The sequence below is a fragment of the Ruminococcus sp. YE282 genome (assembly GCA_900101355.1).
GTDB lineage: Bacteria > Bacillota > Clostridia > Oscillospirales > Acutalibacteraceae > Ruminococcoides > Ruminococcoides bromii_A.
Map to the genome: position 1 here is coordinate 1 of FMUV01000048.1, position 16631 is coordinate 16631.

25 protein-coding genes are annotated in these 16631 nt (G+C 32.4%); 16 read left to right on the forward strand and 9 right to left on the reverse strand.

Going from position 1 to position 16631, the window contains the following annotated elements:
* Positions 1–71: 71 nt before the first annotated feature.
* The 9 genes from BLP46_RS11565 to BLP46_RS11605 form a co-directional block, all read right to left on the reverse strand.
* A complete protein-coding gene (locus tag BLP46_RS11565) occupies positions 72–839 on the reverse strand; it encodes a class C sortase (RefSeq protein ID WP_092979105.1) in 768 nt (255 codons plus the stop codon).
* A gap of 2 nt (positions 840–841) precedes the next feature.
* On the reverse strand, positions 842–1195 hold the full coding sequence (locus tag BLP46_RS11570) for a hypothetical protein (protein WP_092979106.1): 354 nt from the start codon (positions 1193–1195) through the stop codon (positions 842–844).
* A 13-nt stretch (positions 1196–1208) separates the two neighbouring features.
* Positions 1209–1451: a septation protein SpoVG family protein gene (locus tag BLP46_RS11575; RefSeq protein ID WP_092979108.1), complete on the reverse strand. Its 243-nt coding sequence runs from the start codon at positions 1449–1451 to the stop codon at positions 1209–1211.
* Positions 1448–2605, reverse strand: coding sequence for a ParB/RepB/Spo0J family partition protein (locus BLP46_RS11580; protein ID WP_092979109.1), 1158 nt, complete (start codon positions 2603–2605; stop codon positions 1448–1450). The genes BLP46_RS11575 and BLP46_RS11580 overlap by 4 nt, the downstream gene beginning before the upstream one ends.
* Positions 2598–3386, reverse strand: coding sequence for a ParA family protein (locus BLP46_RS11585; protein ID WP_167669263.1), 789 nt, complete (start codon positions 3384–3386; stop codon positions 2598–2600). The genes BLP46_RS11580 and BLP46_RS11585 overlap by 8 nt, the downstream gene beginning before the upstream one ends.
* 88 nt (positions 3387–3474) lie before the next feature.
* On the reverse strand, positions 3475–3789 hold the full coding sequence (locus tag BLP46_RS11590) for a hypothetical protein (RefSeq protein ID WP_092979111.1): 315 nt from the start codon (positions 3787–3789) through the stop codon (positions 3475–3477).
* Positions 3790–3867: 78 nt separating this feature from the next.
* On the reverse strand, positions 3868–4344 hold the full coding sequence (locus tag BLP46_RS11595) for a site-specific integrase (protein ID WP_092979112.1): 477 nt from the start codon (positions 4342–4344) through the stop codon (positions 3868–3870).
* A 32-nt stretch (positions 4345–4376) separates the two neighbouring features.
* Entirely contained in the window at positions 4377–4889 is a 513-nt protein-coding gene (locus BLP46_RS11600; protein ID WP_092979114.1) for a hypothetical protein, read from the reverse strand.
* Between the two features lie 371 nt (positions 4890–5260).
* Positions 5261–5785: a CPBP family intramembrane glutamic endopeptidase gene (locus BLP46_RS11605; protein WP_143000494.1), complete on the reverse strand. Its 525-nt coding sequence runs from the start codon at positions 5783–5785 to the stop codon at positions 5261–5263.
* A 516-nt stretch (positions 5786–6301) separates the two neighbouring features.
* Between BLP46_RS11605 and BLP46_RS11610 the strand changes: the two genes are divergently transcribed.
* The 16 genes from BLP46_RS11610 to BLP46_RS11685 all read left to right on the forward strand — a co-directional run.
* On the forward strand, positions 6302–6826 hold the full coding sequence (locus tag BLP46_RS11610) for a cysteine hydrolase family protein (protein ID WP_092979117.1): 525 nt from the start codon (positions 6302–6304) through the stop codon (positions 6824–6826).
* Between the two features lie 153 nt (positions 6827–6979).
* Positions 6980–7465, forward strand: a complete 486-nt coding sequence (locus tag BLP46_RS11615; RefSeq protein WP_167669264.1) for a CarD family transcriptional regulator — start codon at positions 6980–6982, stop codon at positions 7463–7465.
* 126 nt (positions 7466–7591) lie between these two features.
* A complete protein-coding gene (locus BLP46_RS11620; protein WP_092979121.1) occupies positions 7592–8773 on the forward strand; it encodes a glycoside hydrolase family 3 N-terminal domain-containing protein in 1182 nt (393 codons plus the stop codon).
* 181 nt (positions 8774–8954) lie between these two features.
* Positions 8955–9227, forward strand: coding sequence for a sporulation protein YabP (gene yabP, locus BLP46_RS11625; protein WP_092979123.1), 273 nt, complete (start codon positions 8955–8957; stop codon positions 9225–9227).
* A 12-nt stretch (positions 9228–9239) separates the two neighbouring features.
* A complete protein-coding gene (gene yabQ / locus BLP46_RS13505) occupies positions 9240–9806 on the forward strand; it encodes a spore cortex biosynthesis protein YabQ (RefSeq protein ID WP_092979125.1) in 567 nt (188 codons plus the stop codon).
* Positions 9709–10083 (forward strand): FtsB family cell division protein, encoded by a 375-nt coding sequence (locus tag BLP46_RS13385; protein ID WP_092979127.1) that lies wholly within the window; start codon positions 9709–9711, stop codon positions 10081–10083. The genes yabQ and BLP46_RS13385 overlap by 98 nt, the downstream gene beginning before the upstream one ends.
* A 37-nt stretch (positions 10084–10120) precedes the next feature.
* A complete protein-coding gene (locus BLP46_RS11640) occupies positions 10121–10591 on the forward strand; it encodes a S1 RNA-binding domain-containing protein (protein WP_092979129.1) in 471 nt (156 codons plus the stop codon).
* Positions 10592–10619: 28 nt separating this feature from the next.
* A complete protein-coding gene (gene hpf / locus BLP46_RS11645) occupies positions 10620–11150 on the forward strand; it encodes a ribosome hibernation-promoting factor, HPF/YfiA family (protein WP_092979131.1) in 531 nt (176 codons plus the stop codon).
* Between the two features lie 97 nt (positions 11151–11247).
* On the forward strand, positions 11248–12363 hold the full coding sequence (locus BLP46_RS11650; protein WP_092979133.1) for a THUMP domain-containing class I SAM-dependent RNA methyltransferase: 1116 nt from the start codon (positions 11248–11250) through the stop codon (positions 12361–12363).
* A gap of 90 nt (positions 12364–12453) precedes the next feature.
* Complete coding sequence (locus BLP46_RS11655) at positions 12454–13185, forward strand: YebC/PmpR family DNA-binding transcriptional regulator (protein WP_092979135.1); 732 nt, start codon at positions 12454–12456, stop codon at positions 13183–13185.
* Between the two features lie 349 nt (positions 13186–13534).
* Positions 13535–14191, forward strand: a complete 657-nt coding sequence (locus BLP46_RS11660) for an ATP-binding cassette domain-containing protein (RefSeq protein WP_092979137.1) — start codon at positions 13535–13537, stop codon at positions 14189–14191.
* Positions 14188–14940 (forward strand): hypothetical protein, encoded by a 753-nt coding sequence (locus BLP46_RS11665; RefSeq protein ID WP_092979139.1) that lies wholly within the window; start codon positions 14188–14190, stop codon positions 14938–14940. Before BLP46_RS11660 ends, BLP46_RS11665 begins: the two co-directional genes overlap by 4 nt.
* Before the next feature lie 8 nt (positions 14941–14948).
* Positions 14949–15233 carry a radical SAM protein gene (locus tag BLP46_RS11670; protein ID WP_167669266.1) on the forward strand — a complete coding sequence of 95 codons (285 nt, stop codon included), beginning with the start codon at positions 14949–14951 and terminating at the stop codon, positions 15231–15233.
* Positions 15234–15431: 198 nt separating this feature from the next.
* Complete coding sequence (locus BLP46_RS11675; protein ID WP_143000496.1) at positions 15432–15899, forward strand: hypothetical protein; 468 nt, start codon at positions 15432–15434, stop codon at positions 15897–15899.
* A gap of 4 nt (positions 15900–15903) precedes the next feature.
* A complete protein-coding gene (locus tag BLP46_RS11680) occupies positions 15904–16362 on the forward strand; it encodes a hypothetical protein (RefSeq protein WP_092979144.1) in 459 nt (152 codons plus the stop codon).
* A gap of 40 nt (positions 16363–16402) precedes the next feature.
* The coding region (locus BLP46_RS11685; protein ID WP_207645241.1) for a transposase at positions 16403–16631 on the forward strand (229 nt) is incomplete at its 3' end.

Below are 16631 nucleotides of genomic sequence, written 5' to 3' on the forward strand. Positions count from 1 at the left end.
CATTTGGTCTGTTTTTGTACTGTCCGTACAATTTGGAGCAGTTCATACATAATCTTGTCCTTTTGTTTTTGTTATTTATAACGTTCGCAAATAACATAATATCTGTTGAATCCGCCTTTGTTGTCTGAAATACAAGTAATAAGAGTTAACATATCCTTTCCACTTTTTATATAGCAATCACCGGATTGATAATCTTTTAGTATTTTTAAATCTTTCACTTCGTATGTTAATGTACTCCAATAATTTGTAACTGAAACTTGATCACCAACAGAAAGATAAACAATATTATCAAAAAACAATCTCCCTATATAGCCTGAGTGTGCAGAGATTACACAATTCGTACTTTCTCCTCCAAGTGGAAGAGATGTATACGTCATATGAGTTGCACCATAGCTCATATTTTGTTCACTTGCTCCAAGATATATTGCCAATTCCATATTTATTGTAGGTGCAGATAAATAGCCATAAATATTATTTTCAATGCCATAGTTTTTAAGGTTTAGGGCGGGTACTTCATAAGATGTATCTTTTAAAAGCTCTCTTTGATGGGCAACCAAGTTTTTATTATAATTAATGCTGTCGGTATAGAGTTTATCTAAATCAATTTTATATGACACTGCATTATTGTTTGTTGTTTTTTTTCTGTTGTCGTTATCGTCAGAATAATAATTTCCATTATTATTTTTATCATTTAATACACTGTCTCTTAATTGCTTAAACTCATTAATTTGAGATGAAACAGTTCCTTTATAGATAATAGTTGATAACATTATAAATATAATAATAGACAATCCGCATATAATGAGTACAAAAGATACGATTTTAATTGCCTTTTTCATACTTATCTATAAATTGGAATTACTTGATTACCATTCTTATCCGTTTCGGAGTTATAAATTGGATCATAATAATTACCATCTTCATCAGTTGCACGTTCAATTGATTGGGTAGGAGTACTATCGGTTGAATTGTACTGACTTGCTGTTGAAGTTTCTTTTTTATTTGTCGAACTGATTGTATTAATACTGCTTTCATTTTCAATACTTGTGTTAGTTGCCGGTGTGCTTGAATCATAGTCGTTTTCAATTTTATTTGTCACAATTGAAGCTGTTATCATTGATGAAGCGATTGAAGTTATGATTGCTGTTGCAATAATTACTGATGCTATAATTGCTATAAATTTACTTTTATTCATTTACAATCTCCTCTTAATTGATGATTTTATTTATTATTGAAAAATATAAAGAATTAAATAATTCTTTATTTGGAACAATACTATATTGATTATTTCTTTCTGCATGCCTTGAGTTTGGTAACCGAATTACATATTCCTCATTATCACGATAAATCTTTATGTCATTAATAATTAGTTGATTATCAAGTGTAACTGAGGCAATGCAGAATATGTGACTATTTTGAATATATCTAATTTTTACTGAAGTTACTTTCATTTTTTGTCCCCTATTATTGTTTTGATTTTATCAATAGAATACTCTCTGATATATAGTCTTGTGATTTCTTCGACAACTTTGTACGGTATCAGGTATGTTTTGCCGCCAAAAACAAGCTTTAATGCCTTGCTTGCCGAGCGACAATGCCATTCATAAGTAAACGAACGTGAAACACCCGATGAATACGACTTGTGATAATCGTCAAACAGTTTGATTATCTCTTGTGAGTTATATGCGTAACGAAGAATATAATAATCAGCTTTTGTTTTCTCAATGATAAATTCTGCAATAATTGAACGCTCATCGCTTGATAAATATTCGTAGCAACCGCTTGATAATTGTATCCCCTCTGACTCGTTGGTGGACAAATTGTCCACTTGCCTTTGGGTGTCGGTTTCCTTGGTGGACAAATTGTCCACATCAGTTTCAAAATTTTCTTCATCATCTTCGGCAAAAAATATCTCGTATAAATTATCGGGGGATTCTTTAATTTCTCTTGCAAGCTGAGTAGTAATCTTACATTCTGAATGATTGAGCAGAAAAGAAAACAATCTGTTTTGCTGTTCTTGCGTAAGATATGACAACTCAACAGCTGCTATTATCGGAATATTGCCATTGTCAACTCTGTCGAGCAAGGGCTTAATAAGCTTAGTCAGTCTGATATATCTGTATATTTTTTTCTTGCTCTGATTGGTTTCACTCGATATTTTAGACATATCGTTATTTCTAAGCTCGGCAAGCTCTTTATATGCAAATGCAAGTTCACTTGGTAAATAATTGTTGTTGCGAATTAAATTTGTCGTTAACCGAATTGTTGCCTTAGCAGTATCGTCGAGATCGTGTTTAATGATACATTTGGTTGTTGGCAAACCTGCAAGGATTACCGCCCTACGACGGTGTCTGCCGTCAATAAGTTCATATTTCCCATCAGTAATAGGAGTAACTATGCACGGACTTAATTGTCCGTCTCTTGCGATTTCCTCAGCAAGTTGTTCTATCGTATCATCGTGAATTTTGAAATTTTGATTGTTGTTTTCAACGATTTTTTCATTTGGAATGTCGAAAATCTGATTGTCCGTATCTTTGCCAAATACATTTGCATATGCAGTTTCTACCGAAGGTATGTTCTGTACCGGAATGTTGAATTTACTCATTTTTGTCACCGCCAATCAGGTAATCTACAACTTGCATATAAGCTTTGCCTACTTCATCACTTTTGCGTTTAATTAATATGCTCTTTTGAGCTGAACTGTTTACTGCGGTTGTGCGATAGGGAATAGGAGATAAAACAAGCTTGCCGTAGCTTGAAGTAAGCGCAGCCAATATCTCATTGCCAATGTTTGTGTTATGATACATCGTTGGCAGGATAATAACATCACTATCAATGCTTGCAGTAGACTTAATTCGCAGATAAGTTTTGAGCATATTATCCGTTCCTTTGTAAGCAAGAGGGTCAGCCTGAACCGGAATTAGCAGAATATCTGCACAGATTATAGCATTTGTTACTCTTAAATCAAGCGTCGGACCGCAGTCAATAATTATGAAATCATACTTATTGAAAAAATCAACAGAGAACATACGGTTCAGAACAGTTGCACTCTCTGAATCAACTCCGAGCGTTGTTACAACGCCGGCAAGCATTTGTGTTGCAGGAATAAAATCAAGATTTAATTTGCCGTTGTGCCTGATATAATCTTCCGGGTTTGTTTTGAATTTTGCAACCGTCTGATATATGTACTCGCTGATAGTAGGTTTTCCGTCAAACGAGAAATCAAGCCAGTCACTCAAGTGAGCTTGGCTGTCCATATCAACGAGAAGTACATTCTTTCCTCTGTCCGACAGACCTGCGGCAATATTTATTGCCGATGTGGTTTTAGCAACGCCGCCTTTTTCGTTTGCGATTGCGATGATTTTTGTGTTTTTGTTCTTTTCCATATAATCTAATCCTTTCATTTTGTGGACAATTTGTCCACTTTATAATATTAAAACCGACTGCTACTGCAATCGGTTCAATTGAATGCAATTAAATTAATTTGTACTTAATAATGACAAACCAGCTTAATATAGTTAGTGTTGCAATAATACACGCAAGTACCAATATTATTACTTGTGTAATTCTATCGTTATCCCACTTTTTTGTGAATTTGTAATACTTAATTAGAGATATGAATGCCACAATTCCAAAGGTTATTGCCAATAGCATAATACCTATCGTTAAAATATTATATATATTACCAAATACTCGGTTATTTATTATTATAGAAACGGATACTGCAAAGGCAATAACCTCGTAAATTACTAATGCAAAGATGACCACTTTTTCTTTTATTTGTTTCAAAAATATCTCTTCCTTTCTATCCCAACAGGGTTATTATAATAAAATAACCGACTGCAAGTGCAATCGGTATTTTCCTAATTATTCTATATTTAGATTGTCGCTGAATATCTTAACTACTTTATCATCAAACTCTTTCTGCTTGTCCCTCATTGAGTGTTGATAAAAATTATGTAGCGTGTCCAATGTTTCCCAACCTCCGATTCGTGCGATTTCTTTGTCCGGCAGACCTTGTGCGTGCAACTCTGACGCAAAGTAGTGCCTTAATTTATGAAAACTAAATTTCGGAACATTAGAATTCTTTACAAGTTTGTTGAATGAAGAATCAATCATAGCCGGAGTACAGTTAAAATGTTTCCAATTCTTAATTTCTTCGAGCATTTGAGTTGACATGGGGACAAATCTACGTCCTGCTTTGGTTTTTGGCGATTTAATTACAACGTTATGATTTTCATCATAAACAGCAGCTTTATTAACGATTACTCCTTCATCGGTAACATCCTTGCGAGTTAGTGCACATACCTCTGAACGTCTTAATGAGCCAAAAGCCGCTAACATAATAGGTATTCTGATAAAATCATTAGCATTTTTTAGTAGCGTTTAATGTCAGCTGTTGTAGGAATTACATATTCAGGTGATATTTTCTGTGGTAATCTTATATTAGGTTTAAGTGATGGATAATACATCGACAAAACTGAAGATAATAAACTGTATGCGTTTCTTACCAATTTAGGGGAGTGGTTCGCCGACATTTCATTAACTGCAATTTGTATTATTTCCTGATTTAAGCATTTAAGAGGTAAAGGCATAATATCCTGAAAATAATTTTTTAAGTATCTTTTGTAACCAACTATTGTTGATGGCGAAAGTATAGATGATTTGCAATTAATATAGCGTTGATATGCTTCTTTGAGTGTAAGCTCGCTATATGGATTATTATTGATTTTCTTTTCGTTATTAATTTCAAATTCTTTGGCTTTATCTTCAGCTTCCTGTGGAGTTGGAGCTGTGAAGCTTTTGAAATGTCTTTTGTTATTGATGTCTACATAATTTAAAACCCTTACACGATAATTGCCGGAAGGGAGCTTGTGAGCAGAATACAATGTAAGCACTTCCTTTTTGTAATATATTTTAAATTATATCACAAACTTGTAAATAAAAATTATTATTTATTAAAAAATCGACATTATTTTTTGACATAAAGTGTGACACAAGACACTCCAATATACTTTTTGACTAAATTTAAAGAATATATTTGGAAGTGGTTCGATTCCCATCATCCGCTCCATACCACTCTATTAATTTAGAGTGGTATTTTTTATTGTGCTGATATTAATTCAGATTAAAGCAATTAAGTGGGAAGTCTTTTAAAAATAAAAAGACAATTCTAAGTCATTATTATTCGAATTGCTTTATATATTATATTAGTCAAAAATACAAACCGTTTTTGAACTACTTAATGAATTGTTATTTGTTAAACAATTTTTACCAAGATTTTTTTAGTTTTATATAAATACCATGTATAAAATACAGATGAAATTATCATTGAGATACATCCTATGCATTGATATTCTATTGATAAATTATTTGGTAAAAAAGTATATGTTATATTTGTTATACTATGGCATATCATACAAGGTATAATATTATTCGTTTTATAAAAAAACATTGAACACATTAAAGCAAAAAAAGTTGCATAAATAACTTGTAATGTGGTCATCACTATATTTGAACCACTAAATAAATTTGTAATATGAATTATTCCAAAAATTATGCTTGGTAATAAAATAGCAACTTTAGGATTTTTATTCATTATTGCTTTCATTAAAAATCCACGAAATAATATTTCTTCAGAAAAACCTACACCTAACATTGCTATGGAAATTAATAGTATTTGTAGACACGAATAATTTATGTATATACCAAATCCTAAATTAACTAACGAAATTATAATCATAGGAATAAAATAAAGTAAATTTTTAAATTCAAGTTTTTTCAAACTATTTATACCATAATAAGAAAGTAATTTTTTCCTTTTTAACAATGTTATAACAATTATGGGAAAAATTATTTCTACTAATGCATTTATACTATTAGGTATTTTTATTATTCTGTCGGATAGTATATTAGCGAGTATAACTAATATAAAGTATATGATTATCAACACAATAGAATACTGTATTTCTTTTATAAATTTGTTGTTTTTATTTATCAAATTTATCACTCACTTCCAGGTTACTATTTAATGGTTAGGTTTAATTTATTAAAAATATTACTTAAATTATACTATTTACTTTTATTATTTTCAATAATCCAATTGTGTTTTAATATATAATATATTTTAATTGATTTAGTGAATCTAAGTGTTTATGCTATTATATTGATCTAAAGTAGTATTTTTTATTGTTCCGATATTAATATCGAATGCATATTTAAAGTTTAAATTCAGATTTAATTTATTTGAACAATATATCAATTTATCAAAAAAGTTACGGATTAAGAGGATTGGCAAGATATGAAAAAGTTTTTAGTTGTTGTAGATATGCAAAATGATTTTATTGATGGCGCGCTTGGCACAAGTGAGGCTGTTTCAATAGTTGATAATGTTGATAAAAAAATCAAGACTTTTGACGGTGAGATATTTGTGACGCTTGATACACATTATGACAATTATCTGCAAACTTTAGAGGGGAAGAACTTACCTATTAAACACTGTATAAAAGGGACCGACGGTTGGAATCTTAACAAAAAAATTATTGATGCACTTAATGGTAAAAACTATGTGACGGTTGAAAAGTTAACATTCGGTTCAACCAAGCTTCCTAACCTTATACAAAAAGCTGCTTGTAATGAAGATTTTACCATAGAACTTATTGGGCTGTGTACCGATATTTGTGTTGTTTCAAATGCTTTGATATTAAAAGCAGCATTTTATGAGAATGAAATCTCTGTTGACTCACATTGTTGTGCCGGAGTTACACCCAAAACACATAATTCTGCTATTGATACAATGAAAATGTGTCAGATTATTATAAAATAAACATGCTTGTTTTTTTGTTTGCATATCAGTTTGTCATTGGATTTTTTTAAACAGAAAAAATAAAAAGATTTAGTTAATTTGCCTATGTCGAAAAATACCGATTTGTGTTATAATATAATCAATAGATTGAATAACGATAAAAGAGGTAATGAAATGTACAGTATTGGACAAACTGTCCTTTATGGAACGAATGGTGTATGCAATATAACTGATATAACAACAAAAAAGGTTGGCAAGATTAGCTTGGAATATTATGTGTTAAAGCCTTTGTGTTCTAATACGTCCACGCTTTTTGTCCCAACACATAACGAACAGCTTGTAAGTAAAATTCGTTATGTACTTACCGAAGATGAGATTAAGAATGTACTTGAAAATCTTCCCGAATGTGATGAATGGAACAATAATAAATTCGAACGAGCTGAAAATTTTAAGGGAATAATCGCAAGTGCGGATTTTTTAGAGCTTGTTAAACTTATCAGACTTATACATATTCATGAAGTACAGCAGTATTCTCATGGCAAAAGACTTCATATTTCGGATGAGAGAATACTTAAAGAGGCAGAAAAAATGGTTTGCGATGAGGTTTCGTTTGTTCTCCAAATTGACCGTAACAGCGTAATTCAACTGATTTTAAAATAATTTTGTTTTTGCTCCCTTTATGGGAGCTTTTTTATTGACAAATTGTAAATGTGAATTGTACAATTATAATTAGCTTACTTTACAATAAAAAGATTCAGCTAAATATAAAATTGGGCGGTTAAGGTTATGAAAAAATCATTAAATAAATCACTTTCTGTTTTTTTATCCGTTTTATTACTCTTTATATTATGTTCGTGCTCAAAAGATGATGAAACATCGTCAGAATCTGGGCAATCCGCAACAGAAGCCACGGCTTCACAAACTGATTCTGTCGAGCCTACAACTCTCTCAGCCGAGGAAACAGCAAATCGTAAAATTGATAAAATGATTTCAGAGATGACTGTTGAGAAAAAGGTTGGACAAATGTTTTATGTAAGATGTCCCGATAGCGATGCAGTTAATATGATTTCTGAATATCACCTTGGCGGATATATTTTGTTCGGCAGAGATTTTGAGGATAAAACTAAAGAGGAAATAACAGAGAATATCAAAAGTTATCAGGATGCTTCAAATATTCCAATGTTAATTGGTGTTGATGAAGAGGGGGGCACGGTTGTAAGGGTAAGCAGTAATACTAACCTACGCAGCACTCCGTTCTTATCTCCGAGCGATACCTTTTTCAGTGGCGGATGGCAGGCAATTGACAGCGATGCCGAGGAAAAGGCAGATTTGCTCTTGTCACTTGGAATTAACTTAAATATGGCGCCTGACTGTGACATAACTTCTGACCCAAATGCCTTTATGTATTATAGATCTTTTAGCGGTTACGCTGACAAAGCTTCTGATTATGTCCAAAGAGTTGTAAAAATTAGTAAGAATAAAAAAATCGGAACTGTATTAAAGCACTTTCCCGGATACGGTAATGCAACCGATACACACACGGGAATAGCATATGATGACAGAGATTATTCTGAATTTACAGAAAATGACTTTAAGCCCTTTACAGCAGGTATCAATGCCGGAGCGGACTGTGTTCTTGTTGCTCACATTATTGTTAATTCAATGGACAGCGAATATCCGGCTTCACTGTCGGATAAGGTACACAGCATTTTAAGAAATGACTTGAATTTTGATGGCGTTATTATGACCGATGACCTTGCAATGGATGCAATAACCGATTATACCGGCAATGAGGCCGCCGCAGTTATCGCAGCAAAATGTGGGAATGATATTTTGTGTTGCTCCGATGTAGAGACGCAGTATCCTGCCGTGCTGAAAGCCGTAAAAGACGGCGAAATTTCTGAAAGCCAAATAGATGCATCTGTAAAACGAATATTAAAATGGAAGTCTAACCTTGGATTGATTTAGATAACTCTGCACCGAATCTATTGCGGTGCAGAGTTATTTTTTAGAATATTCTAAGCCAAGTCACCGTATATATTATATGTACTGAATATTGCGTAAATTTTGTGCTATTGGCTTTTAAAATCTTGCTGCACAAACAGATTACAGACGATGTTCGGTAAAATAAAAATGCGGAGGTATTGATATGGGTGAAATGCCAAAAACAAAGAAACATACCATTATGCTTGACAGTCGTTCCAAACTTGTGATGACCGGTGCGGAGGACGTTAACGGATTTAACGAGGAGGTAGTCTCGGTTAAGACAAGCTGCGGCACAATGATTATAAAGGGAGAAAACTTACATATTGATAAGCTTAACCTTGAAACGGGCGATGTTACCATAGACGGTAAAATATGTGCTATGCAGTATATCGGCAGCGATAATTCGCGCTCAAAACTTTCAAGATTGTTTAAGTGACAGGGTGATTTTGTGGAATTAACTTTTGCCCAGCAATCAATTGCTTTTTTATATTCAATACTGCTCGGTTCTGTACTCGGGACTTTATACGGTGCATTCAAAATTTTACGGCTATCGTTTGATTTTGGAAAAGTTGCCGTTATTATTACCGACATAATTTTTATGCTGGTTTCCGCATTTTCAATGTTTTTGTTTTCACTTGCATTTTTGCTTGGATTTGTAAGAGTTTATATTTTTATCGGCGTAACACTCGGGTTCTTAGCTTACAGATTAACAATCGGTAAATTTCTGTCAAAACTTTATTGTCCTGTCATACTGTTTACCAAGAAATTATTTCATATAATTTTTGCAAATTTTAAAAAATTTATTAAATGGCTATTGAAAATTACTAACAAGATATTGTATAATAAAGATGGTGAATTAAGATTATTTAGAAGCAAGTCGGATGACTCGGCACATAATAAAAAGGTTATGAAGGATTATGAAGGAAAAAGTTCAAAAACTAAAAGAATCACCAAAAGAACAAAGTTTGGAAAACACAGAGTTAAAAGAAATAAAACCGGAGAAAAAACGGTTTAAGCTGCGTTATCTTATTCTTTTACTTGCAGTTGTTGGTTTTATGTTCTACTCCGTTATTACTATAATAAATCAAAATGTTAAAATTGCTGAGAAAAAGGAACAGTTAAAAGACTTAAATCAGCAGATTAACGTTGTTGAAATCAACTCCAAATATCTTGAAAAGGTTCAAAATTATAAGGATGATGAGCTTTCGGCATATATGGAGAAGATTGCTAAGGATGAGCTTGGTTATGTGAGCGACGGAGAACGCATTTTCATCAATGTCTCAGGCGAATAAAAGGATAGAGAAATTTTTTAAGGGGTAATTTTATTATATGGCAATAGAAGTTGGAACAATATTAGAGGGAAAGGTTTCGGGAATTACAAAATTTGGTGCATTTGTTGACTTGCCTGATTCTAAAACAGGAATGGTTCACATTTCAGAGGTTGCGCCAACGTTCATTACTGAAATCGGCGATTACGTAAAGGTTGGACAAACAGTAAAGGTTAAAGTGCTTGCAATTAACGGCAACAAGATAAGCCTTTCTATGAAACAAGCTCTTCCAAAAGACCAGCAAAAGCGTCAGCCAAAACCTCAGCGCAGCAGACAACCATATAAGCCTGCTCCTCCGGTAACTTCACCCGGAGATTATGAGTGGCAAAGTTCGCGCAGAAACGCCCCGACAAGTTTTGAAGATATGATGTCAAAGTTTAAGCAAACCAGCGAAGACAAGATGTCGGACCTCAAACGAGGCGGTGAAAGTCGTGGCTATAGCCGAAGAGGCAACGGCAACGGCAGAAGATAAAGCAAATTCCTTTAAAGGAGGCAAAATTATGAAAATTACTTACACAGCAAGAAAAGTTACTCTCAAAGACAATTTTAAAGACAGAGTTGAAAAGAAGCTTGCTAAATTTGACAAACTTTTTTCAACTGATGCTTCGGCAAATGTTGTTGTGACACTTGAAAAAAATCGTCAGACTGTTGAAATCACAATTCGAGACAACAGCATGATTTATCGTGCCGAGAGTACAATGAGCGAGATGAATGACGCTCTTGATAAAGTAATTGACATTCTTATGCGTCAAATCCGCAAGAACAAAACACGTCTTGAAAAGAAAATTAAATCAGGCAGCATTGAAGATTTCTTCAGTCAATCTGATATTGATGAGGCAGAAGAGGACTACAAGATTGTTCGTAAAAAGCAGGTGCTCGTAAAGCCGATTACAGTTGATGAGGCAATACTTGAAATGAATATGGTAAACCATAATTTCTTTATGTTCATAAATGCCGAAACTGACAGTGTTAATATTGTTTACAAGCGTGCTGACGGTAACTATGGTTTGCTTGAGGCAGAAACCGAGTAAGTTAGTTTCCTTGTATTGTTATTTAAACTGATTTAATATTTACTGAGCCTCCCTCATTATGGGGGAGGCTTTTTCTGACTTTATGTATGGAGGAAGTATGACACTAAATTTTTCTGCCCCTTGTATTTTTGGACTGGAGGGAATTTGTGCAAATGAATTAAAATATCTCGGCATAAAAGATGTTGTTGCCGAAAACGGCAGGGTATTGTTTAAGGGCGATTTTAATACGCTTGCAAAGGCTAATATTAATTCCCGATATGCTGAGAGGATTCAAATTTTGCTTTCCGAGTTTAAAGTTCAAACTTTTGATGCACTTTTTGAGGGTGTAAAAAGCATTCCTTGGGAAAATTTTATCGGAACAAATGATGCGTTTCCTGTTAAGGGCAGAAGCCTTAATTCAAAGCTTCAGAGCATTCCTGACTGTCAGAAAATAATAAAAAAGGCTGTTGTGTCCAGACTGTCAGAGCACTATAAAATGTCGTGGTTTGAAGAAACAGGACCAATACATCAAATTCAGTTTCTAATTATTAATGACAGAGCAAGTATTATGTTAGATACATCAGGTGCAGGCCTTCACAAACGCGGTTATCGAGCCGAATCCAATGATGCCCCAATAAAAGAAACACTTGCAGCTGCAATGGCTGAGCTTTCAAGAGTAAGGCAAAACCATTTTGTAACTGACCCTATGTGCGGAAGCGGCACAATTCTTATTGAGTCTGCACTAAAAGCCTTAAATATCGCCCCAGGCTTAAACAGATATTTTTCATGCGAAAAGTGGGGATGTGTTCCGAGTCCTTCTTTTTTGCAAGAGAGAGAAGCAGCACGCGCACAGATTCGTTCCGATTGCAGTTTTCATGCTGAGGGTTTTGATATAGATGATTTATCTCTTGAAACTGCAGAACACAATGCCAAAATTGCCGGCGTGGGCGACAGAATAAGTTTTTCTAAACGAGATATTCGTAATTTTGAGCTTAGTAAAAGTTTTCAGTCTGTGATTACCAATCCGCCATACGGTGAACGTATGCTTGATATACGCCAGGCTGAGGAACTGTACGCCGTAATGGGGAAGAAGTTTAAACAGGAAAAGGGAAAGAGTTATACGATTATTACACCGGATGACGATTTTGAGAAGATATTCGGCAGAAAAGCCGATAAGCGCAGAAAAACCTATAACGGAACATTAAAATGCCAGATATATATGTATTTTAAGTGATTTTTAAAATTTGTGTTATTTATGTATTTACAGAATATATTTTATTGTGATATAATTATAAAGATGTATTAAATTAAAAGGAATGATTTTATGTCAGGACATAACAAATGGAGTACAATTAAACAAAAAAAAGGTAAGAACGATGCAGCGAGAGCAAAGGTATTTACAAAAATCGGCAGAGAGCTGATTGTTGCAATAAAAACAGGCGGCAGCGCTGACCCAAATGTAAACTCAAAGCTTCGTGATTGTATTGCTAAAGCTAAGGCAGCAAATGTTCCTAATGATAATATTGAGCGTATAATCAAAAAGGCTGCTAACGACAGTGACTCAACAAACTATGAGTCAGTTACATATGAAGGTTATGGACCAAACGGTGTGGCTGTTATTGTTGAGGCTCTTACAGACAACCGTAACAGAACTGCCGGTGAAGTAAGACATTATTTCGACAAATTCGGTGGCAATATGGGCACACAGGGCTGTGTTAGCTTTATGTTCTCTCAAAAAGGTGTACTTGTTATTGAACGTGAAGACCTGGATAAGGACGAAGATACCGTTATGAGTGACGCTCTTGAATGCGGTGCTTCAGACTTTGAAGCAGATGAAGATGTTTTCACAATTTACACTGAGCCTGATGATTTCAGCGCAGTGCGTGATGATCTTGAAAAGCTCGGTTATCAGTTTGTTTCTGCTGAACTCGAAATGGTTCCAAGTACTTACACTAAGTTGGAAGACGAGGAAAGCGCAACAAAAATGCAGAAAATGCTTGATATGTTTGAGGATAATGATGATATCCAGAATGTATGGCATAACTGGGAATATTAATTAAAAATTTTTACTTTCAGGGACGGTAATCCGCCCCTGTTTTTTTATGTTAAAAAATTAATGTTAATTATATGAAACATAGCATTTAATAGAAAAAACTGACCGTTTAGGAAGAAAAATGACCATTTAGGAAGATAATTCATATTTAGTAAAATATTTAAATATTTATAGGTTAAATTATATTTAATTAATGCTAATATAATTCGAATTTGAAATTTACATATAATCATAATCAAAACTCGTTTAAGAAGCTATCAAATTTGTTACGAAATAACTATAAAGATAAGTAATGACGAGAAATTATGGTAGTGTCAGTATAAAGTTTAAATTATTTTAAGGAGTTGAACGTATGTACGAGATAGATGTCAATTTTGGATTTAGTGATGGTTCTCTGGAATATAAAAATGTTTGTTTTTCTTTTCAAAATGGTGATATTATTAATATTATAGGTGAAAACGGTTGTGGTAAATCAACTTTTTACAAAATGCTTATGGGAAAAGTAAAACCGCTAAGAGGTAAAATTTGCGATAATATAAAAGATAATATTGTTGTGATTTCTGATTATATCAATATTCCAAAAGAAGTTTTGGTTGCTGATATTCTGAATTTTATTGATGAAGAAAAAATTATATACGTTCATAATTTTTTCCCGGAAATATATAATTATATTTTCAATTTGAAAGATTCTAAAATTTTACTGCTAAGCACAGGAGAGCGAAGATTGTTAGAAATATTATGTGCCTTATCTACTCAAAAGAGTATATTAGTGTTAGATGAGGCAAATAATGGTTTAGATATAAAAAACAGATTATTGCTTATAGATAACCTAAAAAAAATCTCTCAAAGCGAGAAGGTGACAGTTTTTAATACATCACATTACTTTGAAGATGTAAAAACCTTGGGGGGCAGAGTTTTTATAATGAATAAGAAAAAGTCTGCATTTGAAGAGTATAAGCAAGAATTTACAGTTGATAAAATAATGAAATATTTAGGAAGTGGTGTTTGATTTTGAAAAAACTATTTTTATTAGAATTAAATAGGTTGAAACATTCATATACTATATTTTTTATAATTCTGTTAACTATTATAATTGGTGTACTGGGAATAGTACTTAACAGTATATATTACGGTGATTCTAATCCGGAAATAGGAATGTTAAGCGTATTTAATGCGTATACCCAATTTACCTATCTTATGTTAGGATTCGTTTTTATTCACACCTTTGTCAAGGATTATGACAAGGGTATTACTAATTTTTATTTACAGCAAGGATATAGTTTATCAAAACAAACAATATGTAAGTTTACATTGTTATGTGTCATTGTACTGCCTTTCATAGACGTATTGCTTATAATTGCCAATCTTATATACAAAAATTCAGATATACAATATTTACTTAAATTAATTATTATTATTGATTTATCGACTGTATACATAATACTTTTAGCAATTCTAATAGCAACTTTAGTAAAAAAGAGTATCTCAGCGGTTTTAATATTTTATGGATTATTTATAATATTAAATGTTGCAAATATTTTTACTTTAGGTTTATTAAATCCGGCAGATGGCAACAGTATTTCTACATATTTGTTGTCTGAATATTGTGGTAGAACTATTGTTCATTTTACATTAGATCATTTTAAAGAGCAATTATTAAAATATAGTGATTTACTTTCAATTATTATACCATTTTTTAATTGTCTGATTCTATTAGGTGTTAATACCGTTTTGTTTAACAAAATAAAAAGGAGATGAGTTATATTATGAAATACACAACTTTAGGAATAACTCTTTTTAGAAAGTGTAATGCAAATTGCAGTATATGTTGCTTTGAGTCCTCGCCAAAATGTAATGAAAGTTTAGAGGTGAATTTTATTAAAAAATATATAGATTCTGCAGTAGGCGATAAATACTTAAGAAATATTTCCTTTACAGGGGGAGAACCTTTTTTGGATTATAATTTATTATTAGAGTTAGTAGAATATACAACTAAAAAGGGGTTTAATGCAACGACCATAACAAATTGTTTTTGGTGTCATGATTTATAAGAAACGATAGAAAAACTTCAAGTTTTAAAAAAATTTGGATTAAAACGACTGAGTATTAGTTATGATGAGTTCCATAGACAATACATTTTTATAGATTGTGTTAAAAATATTCTTAAAGCCTGTAAAATAGTAGGGTTACCAATTAATATTGGTATAATAAAAAAGCAGAATACTAATATTGGAAATCTTATAAACGATTTGGGTGAAGAAGTTTTATGTGCTGGGATAATGGCATATCCTGTTTTGCCGGTTGGAGGAGCAGTTAAAAATTTAAAAGAAATAGATTATATAAAGTACCATATTGGTGAAACATGCTTAAATTGCAGTTATGAGGGAAATTTAGTAGTTAAATATGATGGAAAAATATATCCTTGCTGTAATCAGTGTGTGGTTCAAACCGCTTTAGCTGTTGGTGATTACAAAGAAGACAATTATCAACAAACTTTATATAATATAAAAAATAACGGATTATTATTTCTATTACGCACAGAAGGATTGTTTCCATTCATTGAGTATGCAAGGACAAAACTAAATATCGTACTACCAAATAAAATCGTTAGCTCATGTGAACTATGTAAGTTATTTTTTTCAAAAGAGAATATTAATAAATTTGCACCATTCGTAAGAGAAAAAATTAATTTTATAACAAAACAATATATTAAATGAAATTATGAAGAAAATTAATTATTGGTATAAAGATGATGAGACAAATGAGATAATATCTAGTCCTAAATATGGAAGTTATATTAAAGACAAAATAAATAATAAATATTTTCATAGTAGCAAATTTGTAAATTATGGCTTAAAACAAATGAATATGCGCGTTGTTGATTATTTTTTGTACTTCTTTGTGCTTTTAACGTTGGTTTTATATGTTTTTGATTTTATAACATTTTTTGTAAGTAAAAATTATGAAATAGATAATAATTTAGTAAAAATAGTACAAAGTATCCTATTTTTACTAATAAACATTGTATTACATGAATTAGGACATGCTACTATATTAAAAATCTATGGAAGAAAGGTCGGAAAAGTTAAATTTAAAATGAATTTTATATTTCCGACTGTATGTGGAGACCGCCGAAAAGTTTGTGTAAAAGTGAATAATAGACTTCCTTTCAAGCAATAATGGAAACAGAAAAATTAAAGCTTGAAAGGAAGTTTTTTTAATGGAAAAAGTACCGGCAGAAATGATGAGAGAATTTGTAAGAAGTCAGAAATTCACCTCAACAGATGAAGTTATGACAGCAATGAAAAATATGTTCAAGGACATTCTTCAGGAGGTTATGGAATGTGAGCTTGCAGATGAGCTCGGCTACGAGAAAAGCGAAAGAACGTCGAATGATGAGTGTAGCAATAAGTCGAAAAATTACAGAAACGGCCACTCAAAAAAGACGA

Bases quoted from the DNA above. Each gene is read 5' to 3' on its own strand.
- BLP46_RS11615 (WP_167669264.1), top strand. From the start codon at position 6,980: ATGTACAGTATTGGACAAACTGTCCTTTATGGAACGAATGGTGTATGC.
- BLP46_RS11670 (WP_167669266.1), top strand. From the start codon at position 14,949: ATGAAATACACAACTTTAGGAATAACTCTTTTTAGAAAGTGTAATGCA.
- BLP46_RS11650 (WP_092979133.1), top strand. From the start codon at position 11,248: ATGACACTAAATTTTTCTGCCCCTTGTATTTTTGGACTGGAGGGAATT.
- BLP46_RS11660 (WP_092979137.1), top strand. From the start codon at position 13,535: ATGTACGAGATAGATGTCAATTTTGGATTTAGTGATGGTTCTCTGGAA.
- BLP46_RS11655 (WP_092979135.1), top strand. From the start codon at position 12,454: ATGTCAGGACATAACAAATGGAGTACAATTAAACAAAAAAAAGGTAAG.
- BLP46_RS11565 (WP_092979105.1), bottom strand. From the start codon at position 839: ATGAAAAAGGCAATTAAAATCGTATCTTTTGTACTCATTATATGCGGA.
- BLP46_RS11680 (WP_092979144.1), top strand. From the start codon at position 15,904: ATGAAGAAAATTAATTATTGGTATAAAGATGATGAGACAAATGAGATA.
- BLP46_RS11575 (WP_092979108.1), bottom strand. From the start codon at position 1,451: ATGAAAGTAACTTCAGTAAAAATTAGATATATTCAAAATAGTCACATA.
- BLP46_RS11640 (WP_092979129.1), top strand. From the start codon at position 10,121: ATGGCAATAGAAGTTGGAACAATATTAGAGGGAAAGGTTTCGGGAATT.
- BLP46_RS13385 (WP_092979127.1), top strand. From the start codon at position 9,709: ATGAAGGAAAAAGTTCAAAAACTAAAAGAATCACCAAAAGAACAAAGT.
- BLP46_RS11585 (WP_167669263.1), bottom strand. From the start codon at position 3,386: ATGGAAAAGAACAAAAACACAAAAATCATCGCAATCGCAAACGAAAAA.
- BLP46_RS11620 (WP_092979121.1), top strand. From the start codon at position 7,592: ATGAAAAAATCATTAAATAAATCACTTTCTGTTTTTTTATCCGTTTTA.
- yabP (WP_092979123.1), top strand. From the start codon at position 8,955: ATGGGTGAAATGCCAAAAACAAAGAAACATACCATTATGCTTGACAGT.
- hpf (WP_092979131.1), top strand. From the start codon at position 10,620: ATGAAAATTACTTACACAGCAAGAAAAGTTACTCTCAAAGACAATTTT.
- BLP46_RS11570 (WP_092979106.1), bottom strand. From the start codon at position 1,195: ATGAATAAAAGTAAATTTATAGCAATTATAGCATCAGTAATTATTGCA.
- BLP46_RS11595 (WP_092979112.1), bottom strand. From the start codon at position 4,344: ATGTTAGCGGCTTTTGGCTCATTAAGACGTTCAGAGGTATGTGCACTA.
- BLP46_RS11580 (WP_092979109.1), bottom strand. From the start codon at position 2,605: ATGAGTAAATTCAACATTCCGGTACAGAACATACCTTCGGTAGAAACT.
- BLP46_RS11610 (WP_092979117.1), top strand. From the start codon at position 6,302: ATGAAAAAGTTTTTAGTTGTTGTAGATATGCAAAATGATTTTATTGAT.